Origin of the sequence: Synechococcus sp. MIT S9503, from assembly GCF_047304175.1 — a bacterium.
In the GTDB taxonomy this organism is placed as follows: Bacteria; Cyanobacteriota; Cyanobacteriia; order PCC-6307; family Cyanobiaceae; genus Synechococcus_C.
Window position 1 is genome coordinate 1,991,003 of record NZ_CP138955.1, and the last position, 21,127, is coordinate 2,012,129.

Annotated in this window: 17 protein-coding genes; 15 read left to right on the forward strand and 2 right to left on the reverse strand. The window is 55.6% G+C overall.

Going from position 1 to position 21,127, the window contains the following annotated elements; all coding sequences use genetic code 11:
* Position 1 precedes the first annotated feature (1 nt).
* Positions 2–841, forward strand: coding sequence for a nucleoside triphosphate pyrophosphohydrolase (mazG, locus tag SIB56_RS11080; RefSeq protein ID WP_413323995.1), 840 nt, complete (start codon positions 2–4; stop codon positions 839–841).
* Here mazG and arfB read toward each other — a convergent pair.
* Positions 838–1,272 (reverse strand): alternative ribosome rescue aminoacyl-tRNA hydrolase ArfB, encoded by a 435-nt coding sequence (arfB, locus tag SIB56_RS11085; protein WP_413323996.1) that lies wholly within the window; start codon positions 1,270–1,272, stop codon positions 838–840. The two genes, mazG and arfB, sit on opposite strands and share 4 nt — an antisense overlap.
* A 110-nt stretch (positions 1,273–1,382) precedes the next feature.
* Between arfB and speE the strand changes: the two genes are divergently transcribed.
* The 12 genes from speE (at position 1,383) to SIB56_RS11145 (ending at position 19,327) form a co-directional block, all read left to right on the forward strand.
* Positions 1,383–2,246: a polyamine aminopropyltransferase gene (speE, locus tag SIB56_RS11090; RefSeq protein ID WP_413323997.1), complete on the forward strand. Its 864-nt coding sequence runs from the start codon at positions 1,383–1,385 to the stop codon at positions 2,244–2,246.
* Positions 2,243–3,115, forward strand: a complete 873-nt coding sequence (speB, locus tag SIB56_RS11095; RefSeq protein ID WP_413323998.1) for an agmatinase — start codon at positions 2,243–2,245, stop codon at positions 3,113–3,115. Before speE ends, speB begins: the two co-directional genes overlap by 4 nt.
* Positions 3,116–3,125: 10 nt before the next feature.
* Positions 3,126–3,533: a hypothetical protein gene (locus SIB56_RS11100; protein ID WP_413323999.1), complete on the forward strand. Its 408-nt coding sequence runs from the start codon at positions 3,126–3,128 to the stop codon at positions 3,531–3,533.
* Between the two features lie 113 nt (positions 3,534–3,646).
* Positions 3,647–4,750, forward strand: coding sequence for a glycine cleavage system aminomethyltransferase GcvT (gene gcvT, locus SIB56_RS11105; RefSeq protein ID WP_413324000.1), 1,104 nt, complete (start codon positions 3,647–3,649; stop codon positions 4,748–4,750).
* Positions 4,751–4,798: 48 nt separating this feature from the next.
* The gene (aspS, locus tag SIB56_RS11110; protein WP_413324001.1) at positions 4,799–6,634 is read left to right on the forward strand and encodes an aspartate--tRNA ligase; all 1,836 of its coding nucleotides are present in this window, start codon (positions 4,799–4,801) and stop codon (positions 6,632–6,634) included.
* Positions 6,635–6,716: 82 nt separating this feature from the next.
* Positions 6,717–7,847 carry an RNA polymerase sigma factor, RpoD/SigA family gene (locus SIB56_RS11115; protein WP_413324002.1) on the forward strand — a complete coding sequence of 377 codons (1,131 nt, stop codon included), beginning with the start codon at positions 6,717–6,719 and terminating at the stop codon, positions 7,845–7,847.
* A gap of 27 nt (positions 7,848–7,874) precedes the next feature.
* On the forward strand, positions 7,875–8,357 hold the full coding sequence (locus SIB56_RS11120) for a Dps family protein (RefSeq protein ID WP_413324003.1): 483 nt from the start codon (positions 7,875–7,877) through the stop codon (positions 8,355–8,357).
* Between the two features lie 61 nt (positions 8,358–8,418).
* Entirely contained in the window at positions 8,419–10,098 is a 1,680-nt protein-coding gene (locus tag SIB56_RS11125; RefSeq protein ID WP_413324004.1) for a CTP synthase, read from the forward strand.
* Positions 10,099–10,112: 14 nt separating this feature from the next.
* On the forward strand, positions 10,113–10,718 hold the full coding sequence (locus SIB56_RS11130) for a 7-carboxy-7-deazaguanine synthase QueE (RefSeq protein WP_413327327.1): 606 nt from the start codon (positions 10,113–10,115) through the stop codon (positions 10,716–10,718).
* 33 nt (positions 10,719–10,751) lie between these two features.
* Positions 10,752–11,369, forward strand: a complete 618-nt coding sequence (locus tag SIB56_RS11135) for a M23 family metallopeptidase (protein WP_413324005.1) — start codon at positions 10,752–10,754, stop codon at positions 11,367–11,369.
* Between the two features lie 558 nt (positions 11,370–11,927).
* Positions 11,928–16,010 (forward strand): S8 family serine peptidase, encoded by a 4,083-nt coding sequence (locus SIB56_RS11140; RefSeq protein WP_413324006.1) that lies wholly within the window; start codon positions 11,928–11,930, stop codon positions 16,008–16,010.
* A 1,571-nt stretch (positions 16,011–17,581) separates the two neighbouring features.
* Positions 17,582–19,327 (forward strand): C2 family cysteine protease, encoded by a 1,746-nt coding sequence (locus SIB56_RS11145; protein WP_413324007.1) that lies wholly within the window; start codon positions 17,582–17,584, stop codon positions 19,325–19,327.
* 159 nt (positions 19,328–19,486) lie between these two features.
* Here SIB56_RS11145 and SIB56_RS11150 read toward each other — a convergent pair whose 3' ends face one another.
* Positions 19,487–19,627 carry a hypothetical protein gene (locus SIB56_RS11150; RefSeq protein WP_413324008.1) on the reverse strand — a complete coding sequence of 47 codons (141 nt, stop codon included), beginning with the start codon at positions 19,625–19,627 and terminating at the stop codon, positions 19,487–19,489.
* 160 nt (positions 19,628–19,787) lie between these two features.
* Here SIB56_RS11150 and SIB56_RS11155 point away from each other — a divergent pair, with 160 nt between their 5' ends.
* Positions 19,788–19,925, forward strand: coding sequence for a hypothetical protein (locus SIB56_RS11155; protein ID WP_413324009.1), 138 nt, complete (start codon positions 19,788–19,790; stop codon positions 19,923–19,925).
* A 425-nt stretch (positions 19,926–20,350) separates the two neighbouring features.
* Positions 20,351–21,109 (forward strand): peptidylprolyl isomerase, encoded by a 759-nt coding sequence (locus SIB56_RS11160; RefSeq protein WP_413324010.1) that lies wholly within the window; start codon positions 20,351–20,353, stop codon positions 21,107–21,109.
* Positions 21,110–21,127: the final 18 nt, after the last annotated feature.

Here is a 21,127-nt window from a genome sequence, read left to right on the forward strand (position 1 = left end):
CATGGCCTCAAGCTCGGACGCGTCCAGACACCAGGACCCTCTGCGACGGCTTGAAAGCCTGGTGGCAAGACTGCGTGATCCCGATCAAGGCTGCCCCTGGGACCTGGAACAGACCCATCAGTCGCTCACGCCCTATGTGCTCGAAGAGGCTCATGAGGTGGCCGATGCAATCCGTCATGGCGATGACGAGCACCTGCGGGAGGAGCTGGGTGACCTGCTTCTGCAGGTGGTGCTGCATGCCCGAATCGCCGGGGAGAGGAGCCGTTTCGATCTCAATGACGTGGCGACAGGGATCAGCGAGAAATTGATCCGTCGCCATCCCCATGTGTTTGCTGGCGCGAAAGTCAGTGACAGCACAGCAGTGCGCATCAGCTGGGAAGCCATCAAAGCCAGCGAACGGGCCGAAGCAAGAGGCAGCACAAGCTCGGCATCCCCCCTCAGCGATCAACTCGCTGACAAGGTTCGTGGACAGCCCGCTCTGGCTGGTGCCATGACCATCTCCAGAAAGGCCGCGCAAGCCGGCTTCGAATGGGACGCCATGGACGGGGTCTGGGACAAAGTGAATGAGGAACTCGAGGAGCTCAGGCAGGCCGTGGCCTCCGGTGACAGGGCCCACGCTCAGGAAGAGCTGGGTGATGTGTTGTTCACCCTTGTGAATGTGGCTCGCTGGTGCGCGATCAGCCCGGAGGAGGGCCTGGCAGGAACGAATCAACGATTCTTGGATCGCTTCTCAAGGGTGGAAACAGCCCTGGGAGGTGATCTCAGAGGGCACAGCATCGACGAACTGGAAACACTGTGGCAGCAGGCCAAGCAGGCGATCCGGCAGGAGTCTGAGCCTTAATCATCCAGCGACGGCCTGACTTGCCGGCGACGCTTGAGTTCACTGCGCCTGCCTTTGGCTTCCAGTCTCCGCCTGACTGCGGCCCGCCCTGGTCGCGTGGGCCTGCGCTTCGGCGGTGGTGGCTTGAGCCCCTCTCTCAGCAGATCCGCCAAGCGCGCCATTGCCTTTTGACGGTTCTGCCACTGGGAACGCTCCTCAGCGGCAACAACCCGCAGACAGTTTCCATCCATTCGTGACACCAGCGCTTTCTTCAACCTGGCCTTGCGGAACGGACCAAGGACCTTGGAGCTTTCCAGGTCAAATCGCAGTTCAACCCTGGAATCGGTGGTGTTTACCCCCTGCCCTCCAGGACCCGAGGACCTGGAAAACCGCCACTCCAGCTCAGCAGCAGGAATCACCAGACGGTCATTGATCGGCAGATCCTGAATCACGCTCCCAACCCGATGGGCACTGAAAGTGCTGACTGCAGTCTGGATCCAGAGCTAAGCAGCACCGAACCAACGCTGTTCTTAGCTGGAGGAACGAATCCTCTGAGGCCTTCATGTCCAAGGCAGCCCGGGTCAGCGGCGGCTGGATCGATGAACACCACGAAGGGGTTCGTTACGGACTCGCCGGCGTGGTTCTGGTGGATGAACAAAGCGACTTCCAGCGCATCACCGTGGTCGACAGCGAGCGCTACGGCAGAGGGCTGCTGCTGGACGGCTGTTGGATGACCGCCGAGCGCCAGGAACGGCATTACCACGAAGCACTGGTGCATCCTGCTCTTTGCAGTGCCAAGGCCATTGAACGGATCCTGGTGATCGGAGGCGGCGACGGCGGCACCGCCCGTGAATGTCTTCGTCATCGAGGCGTCCGACATCTCGACATGGTGGAGATCGACGGCCTGGTGGTGGAACTCAGCAAGAAGCATCTGGCCTCGTTGGGTGGAGGCTGCTGGGACGATCCGCGCTTTCTCCTGACGGTGGGTGATGGCATTGCCTGGGCAGCCAACTGCGCCGACGCCAGCTACGACGTGGTGATCGTGGACGGTTCCGATCCGGCAGGTCCGGCCGAAGGTCTGTTCAACCGCAGATTCTTCGAACATTGCCGACGCATCCTCAGGCCTGGGGGCGTCTTCGCCACTCAGAGCGAATCTCCGGAAGCGTTCCGGCAGGTTCATCTCGACACTGTCCGCTTGCTGCAGGATGTATTCGGTCATGCCGATCCGCTTTACGGCTGGGTGCCGATGTATCCCAGCGGATGGTGGAGCTGGACTTTCGCTGCTGCGGATGGGCCCCGTTACCAAAGCCCCTTACCGGAGCGAGCTGCCGCAGTCGCTGCAGGTTGCCAGATCTGGAGCCCACGCTGGCAGACCGGTGCCTTTGAGGCCATCCCGGCCTTCATCGAAAGGGAGCTCTCGGCATGACCTTCCCGGACCATTCGCTTTTTGACCAGGAGGGCGCGATCTACATGGGCGCAACCCGGGCTCCGGAGGGCTGCAGGGTGGGTCTGTTCGGTGTGCCCTATGACGGCACCACCTCCTTCAGACCCGGCGCCCGCTTCGGACCGGCTGCAGTGCGCGATGTGAGCACGGGCCTGGAGACCTACTGCCCCCAGCTCGGGCTTGACCTCGAGACCATGGCCTATGCAGACCTTGGTGCCGTCGACATCCCCTTTGGCGGGGCCGAGCCAGTGGTGGAAGCCGTCCGCAAGGCCACCATCCGTGTTCTGGACCTGCAGCTCAAGCCCTTGATGCTCGGGGGAGAACACTCGATCAGCTCAGGAGCGGTTGCCGCTGTCGCCGAACGTCATCCTGAGCTTGCACTTGTGCAGCTGGATGCCCACGCAGATCTCCGCCATGAATGGCTGGGCTCTCAACACAGCCACGCCTGCGCCATGCGGCGCTGCCTGGATGTGCTTCCCAGTCAGAAGCTCCTGCAGATCGCCATTCGCAGCGGCACCAGAGAGGAGTTCCTGGAGCTGAACGACAGCGGCAGGCTCGTCCCTATCGATCAGATGGTTTCGCGGCTGCGAGATCTGCGCGGCCTGCCGCTTTATCTGACCGTTGACCTGGACTGGTTTGACCCTGCCGTGATGCCTGGCACAGGGACCCCAGAACCAGGCGGCTTTCTCTGGCAGCACTTCGCCGAACTGGTGAATGAATTGCGGAACCACAACCTGGTCGGAGCCGATGTTGTTGAACTGGCTCCGCAACTGGACCAAAGCGGTATCAGCAGTGTTCTGGCGGCCAAAGTGACCCGCAGCCTGCTGTTGCTGATGACCCAGCAGAAATAAGCAGTCAGCGGTGCTGACCGCAGAGCAGGCTGATCACTGGCGTGGGATCCCTGTGGATCAGTGCCGAAACACACTTGCGATCCAGCCGAATCTCCCCGCTGAAAAAGACAGCGTCAATCCCAGCTCACAGCACCTGAGCTGGATCAGCGGACTCACCCAGACCCTCAACGGACGATCCCAGATCGAGCTGTCGGTCTCCGTCAACCAGAGGCTGATCGGTTTTTGCCAGACCTGGAAGCACAGGCGCACGAGCTGTCCAGTGGTGACAGGAGATCAGCCGGGCAAGCTCGACATGAACCGTGAGATGACGCAGCCGGCACCACCCACCGCCGCCTCCACCCTGTGCAGGCACACAGTGCTGGCAGGACTGGCAGGAGGTCTGGGACAGGAGCCTTGCGAACGAGGAAGTTCAAGCTAAGGACGCTTTCAGTAGCGGTCGACGCTCTCAAGGCAATCTCCGCCTTTGCTTCCACTTCCGACGCAAAACGGAACAGCGTCCATAGGATCCGCTGTGATCACGCTCATTCCCCCATGGATCTGCAACGCACGCCGCTCCATGCCCTCTGTCGAGATGCCGGTGGTCGCATGGTTCCCTTTGCCGGCTGGGAGATGCCGGTGCAGTTCTCGGGGCTGGTCGCAGAACACACAGCCGTCCGCGAGGCCGTGGGGATGTTTGATATCTCCCATATGGGCGTGCTGCGCATCGAAGGCAGCAATCCCAAGGACGTACTCCAGTCCTTGGTGCCAACGGACCTGCACCGGATCGGACCCGGCCAGGCCTGTTACACGGTGCTGCTGAACGACAACGGTGGGATCCGAGACGATCTGATCATTTACGACCAGGGGGAGACCGCCTCTGGCGAAGGCACTCTGCTGATGGTGATCAATGCAGCCTGCGCCGACAGCGACACAACCTGGCTGAAACAGCAGCTGGAACCTCGCGGCCTGCGGGTTCAGGATGAAAAGAGAGATGGCGTGCTGATGGCCCTGCAGGGTCCAAAGGCGGTTGGAATTCTCGAGCAACTCAGCGGCGAACGTCTTCACGAGCTGCCTCGCTTCGGCCATTGCTTGTTGTCACTGCAGGGGCTGAGTGATCAGGTGTTCTGCGCTCGAACCGGTTACACGGGAGAAGACGGAGTTGAACTGCTGCTGAGCCGGAACGATGGACGCAAACTCTGGACTCAACTGCTGGAACTGGATGTCACGCCATGCGGTCTGGGGGCACGCGACACCCTGCGTCTGGAGGCAGCCATGCACCTCTACGGCCAGGACATGACCACCAGCACGAACCCGTTCGAAACAGGCCTGGGTTGGCTGGTCCATCTGGAAATGCCTCAGGATTTCATCGGACGCAGGGCTCTGGAGCAGGTCGCTGCTGAAGGGCCGTCCCGCCGGCTGGTGGGCCTGAAGCTGCAGGGTCGGGCCATCGCCCGCCACGACTATCCGGTGCTGCATGACGGTGAAACAGTGGGGATTGTCACCAGCGGCAGCTGGTCACCCACCCTTGAAGAAGCCATCGCTCTTGCAGTCGTGCCGACGCATCTGGCCAAGGTTGGCAGCGAGCTCGGCGTGGAGATCCGAGGTCAGGTGCAACCGGCAACGGTGGTGAAGAGACCCTTTTACCGGCGTGGATGAAAGGACCCGGGCTATGGGAAACTCGCCTGTTATGACCTGATACATCCCATGCGCAGCAACGGTTGCGGCGACCTGCGTGAGAAGCACATTGATCAGCAGGTACAGCTGTGCGGCTGGGTGGATCGACGCCGCGATCATGGCGGCGTGATTTTCATCGACCTGCGCGATCGCAGTGGCACGGTTCAGATCACGGTGGATCCCGATCTCGGTGCCGAGGCCTTCGCTGTTGCTGAACATCTGCGCAGCGAAACCGTGCTCCAGGTGAATGGCAGGGTGCGGGCACGACCAGCCGAATCCCTCAATGAAAAGCTGGCGACGGGCGCTGTGGAAGTGCTGGCCAGCGAGATCACCGTGTTGAACAGCGTGAAGGGCAACCTTCCCTTCCCCGTCTCGGTGCATGACGAGGAAAACACCCGGGAAGAGCTGCGACTGCGTCACCGCTATCTGGATCTGCGCCGCAGGCGCATGAACGACAACCTGCGCCTGCGGGCCCGGACCATCCAGTCCGCCCGACGCTTTCTCGAGGACGCCGGCTTCATCGAGGTGGAGACACCCGTGCTGACCCGCTCCACCCCCGAAGGTGCACGCGACTACGTGCTTCCCAGCCGCGTGTGCGGCGGTGAATGGTTTGCGCTTCCGCAGTCACCGCAGCTGTTCAAGCAGCTGCTGATGGTGGGCGGCATCGAGCGCTACTACCAGGTGGCTCGCTGCTTCCGCGACGAGGATCTGCGCGCTGACCGCCAGCCGGAATTCACCCAGCTGGACATCGAGATGAGCTTCATGGATCAGGAAGAGATCCTGGAACTCAACGAATCACTGATCTGCGCCATCTGGAAGGAGGTGAAAGGCATTGAGCTGCACCGCCCCTTCCCGCGCATGACCTGGCATGACGCCATGGAGCGCTATGGCACCGATCGACCCGACACCCGTTACGGCATGGAGCTTGTGACCGTGTCGGACATCGTGAAAGACATGGGTTTCAAGGTGTTCAGCGGCGCCGTCAAATCCGGTGGTTCTGTGAAGGTGATCGCCGTGCCCGGCGGCAACGATGCACTCTCCAATGTGCGCATCAAGCCAGGTGGCGATGTATTCAGCGAAGCCCAGGCCGCCGGAGCCGGTGGACTGGCCTTCATCCGCGTTCGCGACGGTGGAGAGATCGACACCATCGGTGCAATCAAGGACAACCTCAGCGATGAGCAGAAGCAGGAGCTGCTGGGCCGCACCGGAGCCCAGCCGGGCACGCTGCTGCTGTTCGGTGCCGGCGACACCGCAACGGTGAACAAAGCCCTCGACAGGGTGCGTCAGTACCTGGCCAGGGAACTGGGCATGATCAAACCCGACCGTGAGAACGACCAGTGGAACTTTCTCTGGGTCGTGGATTTCCCGATGTTCGAGTTCAACAGCGATGAAGATCGTTATGAAGCGCTGCATCATCCGTTCTGCGCCCCGAACACAGGAGATCTGGGCAGTGACCCCTCGCAGTGGGCGAACACTCTTCCGGCAGCCCGCGCACAGGCCTATGACCTCGTGCTCAACGGCCTCGAACTTGGTGGTGGCTCACTGCGCATCCATGACTCGGCCCTGCAGAGACAGGTGCTGCAGACCGTGGGTCTGCCCCTCGAGGAAGCCCAGGAGCAGTTCGGCTTCCTGATGGACGCTCTGGATGTGGGAGCACCTCCGCACGGAGGCCTTGCCTTCGGAATCGACCGCATGGTGATGCTGCTGGCCGGTGAGGAATCGATTCGCGACACGATCGCATTTCCCAAGACCCAGCAGGCGCGTTGTCTGATGACCAACGCTCCGGGCAATGTTGCTGACAAACAGCTTGAGGAGCTGCATGTGGCCAGCACCTGGGTTGAAGAGAACGACGAGGCCGCGAACTAGAACCCGAACAGAAACCAGCGGTTCGGAGCACCGGACTCTCAGAGCATCAACCCTGGAGGGACAGTGAGCCATCCAGGGTTTCTTGGTCAAACACGCCCGATCGACGGGGCATGCCCCGATCCGCTGGAGCGGTGGCAACGACCTGCTGCGCCTGTATCTGCAGGACATCGGTCGAGTCGACCTGCTCACCAGCGAGGAAGAAGTCACACTCTCTCGTCAGGTTCAGGCGCGGGAAAAGCTGTTGGTGCAGGAGCGGGACCTCAGCACGCGCCATGCGGCAATCCGGATCCTGCTGGATCTGGAGGAGCTGCAGCTGCGCGAAGCCAATCAGGTGAGCCACTGGCCCACACGTCAGGAATGGGCACGGGCGGCTGAGTTACCCCTTGAGGAACTCAATCGTCAGCTGAATGAGGGGTACAGCCTCTGGGCCGAGGAGGTGGGCCTTGAAGCCAAAGAACTGCAGCGACGACTTCGGGAGGGACGCAGGGCCAGGGACAGGATGATCCAGGCCAACCTGCGGCTTGTTGTGGCGGTGGCCAAGAAGTATCAACAGCGAGGTATGGAGCTGCTGGATCTCGTCCAGGAGGGCACGCTTGGCCTTGAAAGGGCGGTGGAGAAGTTCGATCCCACCAGAGGCTTCCGCTTCAGCACCTATGCCTACTGGTGGATCCGTCAGGGGATCACCAGAGCGATCGCCACACAGAGCCGAACCATTCGCCTCCCGGTGCATGTCACCGAAAAACTGAATCGCATCAAGCGTGTCCAGCAGGAGATTGCCACCGAAAAGGGACGACTGGCTTCGGTGAGTGATCTGGCCAGGGAGCTGGGGCTGAGTGAGGAAACCGTGCGCATGACGCTGATGCGGGTGCCTCGCTCCGTCTCCCTGGAGACGCGGGTCGGCAAGGATCAGGACACTCAGCTGGGAGATCTGCTCGAAGACGGCAGTGCGACACCGGAGCAGACCCTCACCCGCGATGCCCTCCATGACGACCTGGAACATCTGCTGGATGAGCTCACACCAAGAGAAGCGGAGGTGATCCGCAGCCGTTTCGGACTCGAGGACGATCACCCCCGCACCCTCGCCGAAATCGGAGAAGCCATGGCGCTATCACGGGAGAGGGTGCGTCAGATCGAAACACGCGCGCTGCTCAAGCTGCGTCAACCGCAGCGCCGATCCAAGGTACGGGACTACATCCTTGGTCTGGATTCCTGACTGACAACCTTCAACCCACTGACACCCATGGCCGGCGTGCCCCAGATCAACATCGGCATTGCTCAGGACCAGCGTGAGCAGATTGCAGCTGGCCTGAGTCGATTACTGGCCGACACCTATGTGCTCTATGGAAAAACGCACGGCTTTCACTGGAACGTGACCGGCCCGATGTTCAACACCCTGCATCTGATGTTCATGGACCAGTACACCGAGCTGTGGAACTCCCTGGACGACATCGCAGAAAGGATCAGGGCTCTCGGCGTGGTGGCCCCCTACGGCGGCTCCGCCCTTGCCGGACTGGCCTCCATCAAAGAAGTCACGGAGCAGCCTGCGGCCCTCGACATGGTGCGGGAACTGGTTGCCGGCCATGAAGCCGTAGCCAGAACTGCACGCAGCATTTTTCCTCTCGTGGAGGCTGCAAGCGATGAACCCACCGCGGACCTGCTGACCCAGCGCCTGCAGATTCACGAAAAAACGGCCTGGATGCTGAGGAGCCTGCTAGAGGGCTGACCCTGAGCAGTGCCTGGCCCCCTTGGTGCAATGGGTACATTGAAGAATCAGCCAGGGGTACATGGCCAAGTTCGTCTTCGTCACCGGTGGTGTCGTCTCCAGCATCGGCAAAGGCATCGTGGCCGCCAGCCTGGGACGGCTGCTGAAATCGCGTGGCTACAGCGTTTCGATCTTGAAGCTGGATCCCTATCTGAATGTGGACCCGGGGACGATGAGTCCCTTCCAGCACGGTGAGGTCTTCGTGACCGAGGATGGGGCTGAAACCGACCTCGACCTGGGACATTACGAGCGCTTCACCGATACGGCGATGTCACGCCTCAACAGCGTGACCACCGGTTCGATTTACCAGTCGGTGATCAACAAGGAGCGCCGCGGTGATTACAACGGCGGCACAGTGCAGGTGATCCCCCACATCACGGGGGAGATCCGCGAACGGATCCATCGCGTGGCCGCTAACAGCGGCGCCGATGTGGTGATCACCGAAATCGGCGGCACCGTCGGTGACATCGAATCACTGCCGTTTCTTGAAGCCATCCGTGAATTCCGCGGTGATGTGGGTCGCCATGACCTTGCCTACATCCACGTGACCCTGCTGCCTTACATCGGCACCTCAGGAGAGCTGAAGACCAAACCCACCCAGCACTCGGTGAAGGAGCTGCGATCCATCGGCATCCAGCCCGATGTGCTGGTCTGCCGCAGCGACAGGGACATCAATCAGGAGCTCAAGCGCAAGATCGGCGGGTTCTGCGGTGTTCCCGAGCGGGCTGTCATCCCCTCTCTGGACGCCGACAGTATCTATGCCGTTCCGCTGACCCTCGAGGACGAGGGACTGTGCCGTGAAGTGCTGGATGTTCTTCAGCTGGAGGACCATGAAAGTGACATGGCCGGATGGGCCCAGCTGGTGCATCAGATGCGCAACCCAGGTCCGACCGTCAAGGTTGCGCTGGTTGGCAAGTACGTGCAGCTCAACGACGCGTACCTCTCAGTGGTGGAAGCCCTTCGCCACGCCTGTCTGGCTCAGAATGCCTCTCTTGACCTGCACTGGGTCTGCGCTGAACAGATCGAGAGCGATGGAGCAGGGAGACTGCTCAAGGGCATGGATGCCGTCGTGGTGCCGGGCGGCTTCGGCAACCGCGGGGTTGACGGCAAGGTGGCCGCAATCCGCTGGGCCCGTGAACAGCGGGTGCCCTTCCTGGGTCTGTGTCTCGGCATGCAGACAGCAGTGATCGAGTGGGCACGCAACCAGGCTGGTCTCACCGATGCGTCCAGCGCCGAGCTTGATCCCGAAACCCAGCATGCGGTGATTCACCTGCTGCCTGAGCAGCAGGACGTCGTCGATCTCGGTGGCACGATGCGTCTGGGTGTGTACCCGTGCCGGATCGCTGAGGGGTCCATGGCTGCGCGCCTCTACGGCGATGAAGTCGTCTACGAACGCCACCGTCACCGCTACGAGTTCAACAACGCTTATCGGAATCTGTTCCTTGAGTCCGGTTATTGCATCAGCGGCAGCTCACCCGATGGCCGTCTTGTGGAACTGATCGAACTCCCCGGGCATCCATTCTTCACGGCCTGCCAGTACCACCCGGAATTCCTCTCACGTCCAGGCAGGCCACACCCACTGTTCCGTGGTCTGATCGAAGCGGCACAGCTGCGTCTGCCCTCAAGTCCGAGTGAGGCGCTGCATCAGCAGGGGTCCTCCATCGGCAACCGCGACATCCCCGAAACCAGCCGCAACCCTTGAACAGTGCCGAGTCCATGAACGGCCTGCCGTTGGTGGAAACCTTCCACTCCTTGCAGGGGGAAGGTCTGCATGCAGGTCGCAGCGCCTTTTTCATCCGTCTTGGTGGTTGCAAAGTGGGCTGCAGCTGGTGTGACACCAAGCATTCCTGGTCTACGCATGTGCACCCACGTCGCAGCGTCGAAGACCTCGCCAAGGATGCGTTCCAAGCGGCTGAGGCGGGAGCCGCGTTCGTGGTCATCACTGGCGGGGAGCCGCTTCATCACCCGCTCGAACCACTCACCACCGCGATCCGCGGACGTTGTTCACTACCCATCCACCTCGAGACCAGCGGTGTGGATCCCCTCAGCGGCAGCCCCGACTGGATCACCCTCTCGCCGAAACGGCACAAACCGCCGAGGCCGGATCTGCTCTCCAGCTGCCATGAACTCAAGGTGGTGGTGCATGAAGCTGCAGATCTGCTGTTCGCCGATGTCGTGGCCGCCCAGGCCCCCCAGGCCCACTGGCTCGTGCAACCTGGATGGGACAGTCCTGAAGGACAGCAGCTGGCGGTGACCAAGGCACAGGCAGACGGGCGCTGGCGACTCAGCTTGCAGAATCACAAGTGGCTCGGCGTCCGCTGAGTCGATACAACAGCGGAATCTGATCCGCTTGTGATGCAGCGAAACAGCCTGCAGCTGATCACGCTGCCAGCGGTTGTGCTGATGATGGCTCTTGCTGGCCCGGCTGCAGATATCAGTGCGCAACCTCTCCCACCGGAACGGATCCCCGAGCGCACAGGGGTTTCCAATCTGGCCTTGCTGAGCCAGTCACGTCCCAGGAGACTGCCGGAATCGCACCGACCTTTCCGCAAAGGCGAAACACTGCGTCTGGTCTATCCCCTGCCGCAAGCCGCCCAGGAAGTGCAGCCCTACGGCTGGCGTTACTCAAACCATCAACAACGCTGGCGCATGCACGTGGGGCATGACCTGATCGCTCCGGCAGCAACACCTGTGCTGGCGATGCTTTCAGGACAGGTTCAGCTGGTGCGGTCGATCAGCGGCTATGGGCTGACGGTACTTCTCGACCATGGCCGTGGCTGGCAGACCGTGTATGCCCATCTCCAAAGCACAGACGTTCGCGTCGGTCAGCTTGTACACGATGGCGAACGCATCGGTCGTGTAGGCCGGAGCGGCTCCGCAAGCACCGATCATCTTCATGTGGAGCTGAGACGGCTGGAGGGACGTCAGGCCTTTGCCCTGAACTTGGGCCCGCTGCTGCCACACTGGAATTGACAGGAAGAGCGCTCAATCAAGAACTATTCACGAATTCAGGATGACCGTCATTCCTAACTTTGGTCCTAATCGGCAAACACTCTTGATGTGCTGCCTTAGATGAGTTGACCTTGGTGCTGATTAAGGACGAATTAGTTCACTAAAAGGCTCAAAAGCCAAAACCAAAGGACTGAGAAGGAGTGCTAGACAAAAGGGCAGCAACAAAACCCGGACTAATTGAGATGCAACGCATAGCCGACAACTATGAATTTCAAACAATCGGGATTGCGATAAGCCGAAATCAAAATATATCTCGCAGAAGACTTAAAACAGAAATTTTTATAGCAAAGCCATTGTAAGAGGTTTTGGAACAAACACCTCGGCTAATAATTGGAAAAACAAGAGATTGAAAATGGCCAAAACCAGCTCTGGGACATGAAGGTTGCAAATCTTTTGGCAAAAGCTCAGGCTAGTCTCATGAATGGCCCAAAACCACGTGAAAGTCTCTATTCAGCGAAATGGGTAAGATGGCTTCAATTGGGTGAAAAGGCTTCTTGACCCGAGACTGAGTTGGATTTTATGAACCACTGGCTTGATCTCCTAAAGCAGCCCTGGCAAGGTCGCAGAATCCTGCATGTGCTGGATCAGCTTGAGGCGAACAAAAGCCAAAGGTGGATCAGCGAAGCAAAGGAGGGATTTTCGAGCAATCAATACTTCGTTTTTTTCGAAGGAAACGACAAAAACAATGCGCTGAGTGATCGCATAGAAACCACGCTACGCAAAGCAGGAATCAACGCCAAACCGACTCAGTTTTATGACGCCATCAACGGCTTCCTGATTGAGCTGAACCCATCCGAAGCCAAGGAACTCCTTCAAAGCCCATTCATTAAGAGCGTCGAGGCCGATCGCCCGATGCCGATGACTCCCCCAGTGGAGATCAAGCTAGAGCAAACCAGAGACTCACTAAATGAGAGCTTTTCAACCAGTGACCAGCTCCTTAAGTCATACAAAACCAGGTTGGCACAAGATGTCAGCTTGGATCAATTTTGGATTGATGCTCAAGGTCAACAAATAGAACAGCAATTAACCGACAGAAATGTTGGCTCAATTAGTTCATTACCGATTTACAACAACGGCACTGCCAGCAGCGGTGAAATCCTTCCTTATGGCGTGAAGGCCGTCTGGGCAGGACAAGACATTTCTGCTCAAGGCAATGCTGGCAACGGCACTTATGCCTTCGTGATCGATTCAGGCGTGCTTAACACAACTGGTGATCTCAATATCAACACCGCCTGGTCAAAAAGCTGGATCAACGGCGAAAGTGCGTTTAGCGATGGTAGCGGCCATGGAACACACGTCGCCGGCACGATTGCAGCATTGGCTAACGGCATAGGCGTAGTTGGCGTAGCTCCTGGTGCAGAAATAATCTCGCTGAAGGTGTTCGACAGCAGCGGTGGAGGCGCTAGCTACAGCTCAATCATCAGTGCTATTAATCACGCCGTCAACGTGATTAATAGCAACGGCCTCGATAAATCAAAAACAGTGATTAATATGAGCCTCGGCGGAGGATTCAGTTCAGGCCTCGATACAGCCGTCAAAAACGCTGCCGACCAGGGAATCCAATTCGCAATTGCCGCCGGAAATAGTGGCTCGGATGCTGATTACTACTCACCAGCAAGTGCAGGAGATCACAGCAACGTCTACACAGTTTCAGCTGTCGATGATCAATATCTAATGTCATCCTGGTCGAATTGGGACGACTCCATTGGTGGTGATGATGTTGATGTGGCAGCGCCCGGTGTCAACATCTTGTCTTACTACCAGGGAGGAGATCTCGCCTATTTGAGCGGCACGTCCATGGCTGCACCGCACGTCGCCGGATTACTGCTGATGGGTGGAGTCAAAGAAGGAGACATGGTGCAGGCAAACTCGGCAGGCCAATCCGACCCTTTCGCATTGGCATCCGCTTCACAGCCACCCACTCCTCCGCCGGCACCGATCAATCCTCCAACCGAAGCGTTCGACGACGATTTCAATGGTGGCCAAGTCGAGAGCTTCTGGTCTTCAATCCGCAACGGCTCGGTGAACAGCAACTTCTTCGGCCGCATCGACTCCCTCTTTTTCACTGGATCAGGGAAGCGTTCAGCAACCACAAAAGCGATTGATCTTGATCATGGGGGAACAATCAGCTTTGACCTCATTTATGGAACAGATTTTAACGGCGGGGAGGAAGTTGACCCAGGAGAAGAGGTGGTGCTGGAATATTCCAACAATGGAAGCAGCTGGAAAAAACTCCAGACTTATGTCATCGGCAATAGCACTCGCAGCTGGGGCAGCCACACAACCATCCTCTCCGAGGAGGTAGCGACTAACAGCACCCAGCTACGCTGGCGCCAGAAAACTCATTCAAATCGCAACTGGGATCAGTGGGCAATTGATAATGTCAATATCAAGGTCGCCCCCTTGACATCTTATTCAGAAGTAGCAGGTAAGTACTACTATGGAAATGGAGATTACTACTTCTTTACAGGCACAATTAGCAGCCAATATGGTGGCGGATCTTTTGCCGTAGGACAAAAGATCTATGCCACCGATAGTCAAGAAGACTCCTTCGACCAAATAATCAATGAAACTGGCAATCAGGGTTACTACTTGATTACTTCTGCCAGCAATAAGACAGGCAATGCTGATAGCTCTATTCTGATAGGTGATTACTATGATTCGGAAACTAGAGTTACAGTCATTCCGCATGCCACTACATCTGGAACAGAAGGCTTGGGCTCCGAGAGCGCATATCTCACTTCACGCCAAACACAGTCTAATGACCTAATCAACAACTACAACGAAGCTGATGCACCATCCTTTTACTGGGAGATCTCAGGAAAATATTTTTATGGAAACGGCGATTTTTACAGCTTCACTGGTTTCGTTAATGATGAACACACAGATGGCAAATTATTGGCCGGTGAAAAAATTGATGCAGATAAGGATTTAAAAGATTCATTTTCTACCTCACACAATGAACTGGGAATTTCTGGATACTATGAACTTGACTCTGTACAAAGAAATAGAGGATCATCCTCAACTGGATTAAAAATAATTAGCTATTACGATTCGGAGACACTGTTCAATGTTCGGCCAGCTTCCATAAGCTATGGCTTTCAAGGGCTTGGATCAGAGAGCGGCTGGCTTAGCAGCGCTAAATACGGAAGAAAAGATTACTTTGATCACGCAAGTATCGCCGATATTCAGATCTACGAAAACCAAAACACCGCAGGTGATGTCGCCTTCCAAAAAGACTCTGGCACTGGTCTCTATGCAGTTTCCGTTAATGGCGGCGACTCGATTGCCATCACATGGAATGGCAAACAAATTCATGAAGGTATCTACAGCGATTGGCAAACGCTTGCTGCTGCCAACATCAATGGCACCAATACCGTCCTTTGGAAAAACACCCGCGGCAACTACCTGCACACCTGGTCACTCGATAACAACTGGCAGCGATTCAGTGGTCAAGGAGAAATCGCACTCAACTCCTCTGATGCTCTTTCTTTAGAGACTGATTTCAATATCGACCTCAACGGCAATAATCACATCGGTGCTAATTACTCCACCATCAACACTGCAGGTGAAGTCGCTTTTCAACAAGATTCGGGCACTGGACTCTATGCCGTTTCCGTCAATGGTAGTGAGCCAACTGCCATCACATGGAATGGCAAGGAGATCCACGAGGGCATCTATAGCGGTTGGCAAACGCTTGCTGCTGCCAACATCAATGGCACCAATACTGTCCTTTGGAAAAACACCCGCGGCAACTACCTGCACACCTGGTCACTTGATAACAACTGGCAGCGAGTCAGTGGTCAAGGAGAAATCGCACTCAACTCCTCTGATGCTCTTTCTTTAGAGACTGATTTCAATATCGATTTAAACGGTAACAATTATATCGGCGCCAACTATTCCACCATCAACACTGCAGGTGAAGTCGCTTTTCAACAAGATTCGGTCACTGGACTCTATGCCGTTTCCGTCAATGGTAGTGATTCAACTGCCATCACATGGAATGGCAAGCAGATCCACGAGGGCATCTACAGCGGTTGGAAAACGCTTGCTGCTGCCAACATCAATGGCACCAATACTGTCCTTTGGAAAAACACCCGCGGCAACTACCTGCACACCTGGTCACTCGATAACAACTGGCGGCGAGTCAGTGGTCAAGGGAAAATCGCAGTCAACTCCGCTGCTGCCCTTTCTTTAGAGACTGATTTCAATATCGACCTCAACGGCAATAATCACATCGGTGCTAATTACTCCACCATCAACACTGCAGGTGAAGTTGCTTTTCAACAAGATTCGGTCACTGGACTCTATGCCGTCTCCGTTAATGGAGGTGACTCCATCGCTATCACCTGGAATGGCAAGCAGATCCACGAGGGCATCTACAGCGGTTGGCAAACGCTTGCTGCTGCCAACATCAATGGCACCAATACCGTCCTTTGGAAAAACACGAGCGGCAACTACCTGCACACCTGGTCACTCGATAACAACTGGCAGCGATTCAGTGGTCAAGGAGAAATCGCACTCAACTCTTCTGCTGCCCTTTCTTTAGAAACTGACTTCAATATCGACCTCAATGGCGATAATCAGATTAATTTCATCTGAGCAATATACATTTGCATGGAATCAAATTGCAGGCCAAAGCCAAGCTTTCAAAAAAGAAAAGCTCATTGACTTCAATTTTTATCTCAGCTGACCAGTACCGGCACTCTCCTACTGAGATATTGCAAGAAATTAATCTTCCCCTGCCATCAGTAAATACATTATTTTATTATATATTGAGCATATTCTTCAAGCCTCAGCGATCGGTCATTTCAATCAGATAAAGAAAGTTAATCGCAATGTTTCCATGCAGAAGAGGGTTCCTAAAGAGACCCTAGCCTGCTTCCCGATACTCACCAAGTTGATGAACTTATCATCCCTCGTGATGCGCTAAACATATTTAAGTCGATAAGCTGCGGCTAGACCAAACACCCAACCTTAGAGTTTCCAAGAAGATTGCAGCTAAGTTTGCGCTATATCTGTACGTGGCATAAGTATTAGCCCGAATGGGCATGCGTAAAGAGACTCCAACCCTGATGCCCTAGGGACAAGCCTCTGCACTGGTAGTGCGCAGCAATCAGCGCGGGCTGCTGTTAGCTTCGCCAAGCCAAATATTTGTGGAGCTAAACGCCAAAGATCTTGAGAACAAATTCCTGAAAGGGATCGGTCTACTGTTGTTTGAGCGCACAGACACAACGCCAGAGCAGACATCGGTCCTAACTGGAGTGGACTGTCTACAAGCGGGAGCACGATGAGATGATTCAGGTGCTTGCTGCCAGCTCTGTTATGCAGCTCTGCACACTCGCAAATCCCCGCTAATCAAGGTGATCATTGGCAAGATGCTCAACCAGCGCAGTCGCCACTCGGTCCAGATACTGGGCAGTGCCCTCGTGACCAAAACGCTACTGAACAAAGTTCTGAAAAATCTCAGAACTAACCTCCTCTCAAAAACCACCAAACGTATCGACCAACCTCTGGGCGCTGTGGTGATCGGACACTCGCTCAGACCTCCTCTGAGCTATTGAAATTTGCGTCTCGTCGCAAAGCTGGGAACAAGAACATCTTGCTCTTAACTCAAAAATCGCGGTGATGACGTGTTTCTCTACCAACGCGGTGATCTGATGGCTGTCGTTGAAGATGCTGCAGGTGATCTCCAACACAGCGGTAACTTCCTAATCTGAAGTTGAACTAAGAGCCCAATACGAATGGGCAAAGGGTTCTTAAAGGCCTAAAACCTATAAAAAGTAGAGAGGAAGAGGGGGGAGGCTTTGAAACTCCAGGAACAAACTCACAACAAAATCTTTACACTACTTACTCCAATCAAATTCCCCAACAAGGCCCGCAAAGAATGGTGTTTTTCCTCAGTGAGCAAGATCACAGCACGCTGAGATTTGAATCACATCATCTGTATCGGTAACGGGAGATTGTGAGTTCAACAAGGACTGATCCTTGCGTCCTCAAACCTCTCTCTCTTCATGTTCGAATCCAACCAAGACCAGCAATTCCTTCAGGATATTCTGCAGAACAAGCAGCCTAATCAGGCAGCATCAAATCTTCAGGACGCCTCTTCTTATGGCTTTAAAGATAACAATCAATTCAACAAGTCTGCCCTGAATGATCAGTTCCTCGGCACGATGGCCAATGATCCCTGGAGTGCAGACGATGGCGCAACCCTTACAGACGGCGCAGGCGATGTTCTGATTCAAGGCGGTGACACCACCGACGCTGAGCAGAATGAAGTCAACAACCTGCTCTCCCAACGACAGTTCAACAGAGATGAGCGCACGAGAAATCGTGGTTTCCGCAATCGCACCACCCGCACCGGCAGCTTCTCTGCAGATGAACGCGCTGGTTTTGACCGCACCGACAGTCGCCGCAATGCCTTTAATCTGGGCACTGTCGCTTACCGTCAGGGCAAGAATGTTCAAGGCCAGATTGGCTACACATATTCTGGAGTTCGCGATAGAAACGATTGGTTTAAGTTCACCGCTGGTAAAGACGGCACTTACGATTTCAGCCTGAGAGGACTTGGCCGAAATGCAGGTCTTGCCCTTTACAACCAAAGCGGTCGCCTACTCGACTTCTCCGATCGAGCCGGACGGCTCTCTGAATCCTTCTCCGAACGTCTGAACCAGGGCACTTACTACGCCCGTGCCTACAGCTACGAGCGGAGGCCCTGGAATCATGGTGCCACCAGCTACAGCCTCAGCATCTCCAAACAAGCTGATGGGCTTGAGCGGAGCCTGAAAACCCTGATTCGTGACCAGAGCATTGAAAACGCAGCTCTTAATTCCATCAAGTTCGACAACCGCTTCTCACGCAATGATGTAATCGGTGTTCTCAAAAGTGCTGGGGACTATGGCTCAGTCACTGGAACCGAGCTGACTGATCTGCGCAGATTCTGGAACCGCACTGATCATCTGATGCGCGATGACATCAAAGTGCTCTCTGAGAAAGTTGTCTTCCATGACGACAGCAACCAGTGGTACACAGGCTCCGACAGCATCCGCGATTCTCTTGGTGATCTGGCCGCAGGCAGCAGCAGGAACCAACTCAACCTGCTGATCGGAAAGCACATGTTCGGCACCGACCGACCTGCCATTCACCGCGATGACAGCGGTGCCTTGGCGGGCTCCTACACCACCGCTGGGGGAACTCTCACCGATGGCAGCGTCAGCCACGATGATGTCGACCAGGGAGCCATCGGCACCTGTTATCTGCTTTCCGGTCTCGCTGGCACCGCCAATGACAAACCGAGTTTCATCAACGACATGTTCACCGACAATGGGGATGGCACCTGGTCCGTCCGCTTCTTTACCAACGGCAAAGTCGATTATGTAACGGTCGACCGTCAGATGGCGACGACTGCCGGCGGTAGATACCTCTACGCCAACGATGGCGGAGACAACAGTTCACAGGACATCGTTGCCAACAACAACGAGCTGTGGGTCGCTCTGGCTGAGAAGGCCTATGCCCAGGTGAATGAATCCGGTCGCATCAGTCAGGATGGCACTAATTCCTACCAAGGAATCAATGGTGGCAACTCCGCTACTGCCATCACGCATATCACCGGGCTGGCCGCTACTCATGAAGCACTCAACCTGAGCGGAACCGGAGGAGTTAGCGAGGCCGAACTGATCAACATGGTCAACTCCAACCAGATTGTCACTGTGCGTGGATTCAATGCCTTGGCCACCGACTCCAACGCCGGCGAGACCGACATCAGTACAGGGATTCGGAGCCATGCCTACTCAATCGTTGGCTATGACGCATCCACCGGTCGCTTTGACATCCGTAACCCCCATGACAGACGTCATCTCAGCCTGACCCATGCTCAACTGCGTCAGCTCGGAGCTGATGTTCGGTACTCCAACATCTGATCACTGAACACAACTCGCTCTGATTCATTACGGGAGCTGAACTGACAGCTCCCTTTTTTCTTGATTCACTTCATCCCATTAAACAATCATGCTTTCCTTCCTGATGAGCTGGCTAGGACTTTCGTTTTTATTCCCGGTATTGAATCAGCCATTCCAACTTCAGCAGCTGAAATCAACCATCACCACAATCACCATGCATTCATCCCATTCCTGTAATACAGATTCGATCCAGGCCTCACTGCGCACATGGATTGACACCACGCCACGATTTCCTGATGGTGCTCTTCCACCAGGCTCCATCAGCCCTGGGATCCCTCAAACCCCCAGCCACTCCCATGCGCTGAACATTGAATTGAAGGTGTACAACACCAGCGAGCAGACACAGCAAGTGCAGATTGAGCAAGCTTCATGGCAGCAAGGAACAATCTCAAGCTTTTTCTCCTGGACACGTCAGCCCGTGATGAGTCCCCTCAACCGCTTTAACACTGTGCAACGGTTGCCCCTGAATCTGAATCCCTCCCAGGCGGTGAACGTGAAACTCACGCTGACTGTGAATGGCAAGCCCTGTTCACTGACAGCAAGCAGCACACCGAACTGAACAGGCAAACCTTCTTGAGGTGACGACAAGCCCAAGGGACGTCATATGGTTCTTATTCAGCCCATATTTCAGGGTCCTGAATAACATCAACTCTTCCAAACAAATTCCCCATCAAGGCCTGCTAAGAACGGTCTTTTTCCTCAGTGAGCAAGATCACAGCATGCTGAGATTTGAATCACCTCATCAGCATAGCGAAGCTCAATGAATAACAAATAAAAGCGAATGGCAAAAGGCAAAGCATCAGACTGACTATTGCCGAATAGCACAAGCCAAAACAATCAAAATAATTTCTCTTATAGAGACCATCAGCACTTAAAAGATCACATTCCTGGAACCTTGAGCCTTGGAAAGTATTGAAGACCCGCTTGTGACCCAATGATTCAAACTCTCGGAAACTGGTCTGATCCAGAGCTATCTTCTGATTCATGGAAGACTTCCGTCCCTCACTTCAAGCATCTCTCGCGGCATTAGGTGCCGACACGATCGATCTCCTGCGACGGCACGATCTACTCCATGAGCTGACACGCCTACAACTCATGGAACAAGCCACTGCTGATATGACTCCGCCAGGAGAACTCGTCAAGGATGCGCTAACAAATCATTGCCAGCAGCAGCAGCTCAATAACGAAGCTGCTTTAAGCAATTGGCTAAAAGATCATTGTTTAAGCATGGAGGAACTGCTGCAAAAATTAAGCCTCCCTTTGAAGCTGACCAAGCTGGCTATGGACAATTTCGGATTACAGGCGGAGGCGCGTTTTCTACAACGAAAAGAAGAACTCGACCAGGTGACCTACAGTCTTCTACGGGTCAAGGACCCAAATATCGCGCACGAACTGTATCTGCAGTTGGAAGCGAATGAAGCCACATTTGAAAGCTTGGCCAGCGATCACAGCGAAGGACCCGAGAATCGCAGCGGAGGCAAGGTTGGTCCTTCGAGCTTGATGCGAGCACATCCAAAGCTTCAACAAGTGTTGAGAACTGCTACACCCGGAGTAGTGATGGAACCCACCCTGATCGAGCAATGGTGGGTCGTGACCCGACTGGAAACGCGTCATGAAGCAAGTTTCAACGACACGATGAGAAAGCGAATGGCCACAGAGCTTTTAGAAGACTGGTTAGCGACGGAGACCAAAGCAGTAGTCAAATCCGTCTGCTCATCCGAAGATGGATTGACCGCGCCCTGAAGACACTGGAATCTGCAT

Excerpts from the sequence above, each read along its gene's own strand:
- aspS (WP_413324001.1), top strand. The coding sequence starts at position 4,799 with ATGCGCAGCAACGGTTGCGGCGACCTGCGTGAGAAGCACATTGATCAG.
- SIB56_RS11120 (WP_413324003.1), top strand. The coding sequence starts at position 7,875 with ATGGCCGGCGTGCCCCAGATCAACATCGGCATTGCTCAGGACCAGCGT.
- SIB56_RS11150 (WP_413324008.1), bottom strand. The coding sequence starts at position 19,627 with ATGGAGCCTGGTGGAAGAGCACCATCAGGAAATCGTGGCGTGGTGTCA.
- SIB56_RS11140 (WP_413324006.1), top strand. The coding sequence starts at position 11,928 with ATGAACCACTGGCTTGATCTCCTAAAGCAGCCCTGGCAAGGTCGCAGA.
- SIB56_RS11155 (WP_413324009.1), top strand. The coding sequence starts at position 19,788 with ATGAGTCCCCTCAACCGCTTTAACACTGTGCAACGGTTGCCCCTGAAT.
- SIB56_RS11160 (WP_413324010.1), top strand. The coding sequence starts at position 20,351 with ATGGAAGACTTCCGTCCCTCACTTCAAGCATCTCTCGCGGCATTAGGT.
- SIB56_RS11125 (WP_413324004.1), top strand. The coding sequence starts at position 8,419 with ATGGCCAAGTTCGTCTTCGTCACCGGTGGTGTCGTCTCCAGCATCGGC.
- SIB56_RS11130 (WP_413327327.1), top strand. The coding sequence starts at position 10,113 with ATGAACGGCCTGCCGTTGGTGGAAACCTTCCACTCCTTGCAGGGGGAA.
- SIB56_RS11135 (WP_413324005.1), top strand. The coding sequence starts at position 10,752 with ATGCAGCGAAACAGCCTGCAGCTGATCACGCTGCCAGCGGTTGTGCTG.
- mazG (WP_413323995.1), top strand. The coding sequence starts at position 2 with ATGGCCTCAAGCTCGGACGCGTCCAGACACCAGGACCCTCTGCGACGG.
- speB (WP_413323998.1), top strand. The coding sequence starts at position 2,243 with ATGACCTTCCCGGACCATTCGCTTTTTGACCAGGAGGGCGCGATCTAC.
- SIB56_RS11145 (WP_413324007.1), top strand. The coding sequence starts at position 17,582 with ATGGCCAATGATCCCTGGAGTGCAGACGATGGCGCAACCCTTACAGAC.
- speE (WP_413323997.1), top strand. The coding sequence starts at position 1,383 with ATGTCCAAGGCAGCCCGGGTCAGCGGCGGCTGGATCGATGAACACCAC.
- gcvT (WP_413324000.1), top strand. The coding sequence starts at position 3,647 with ATGGATCTGCAACGCACGCCGCTCCATGCCCTCTGTCGAGATGCCGGT.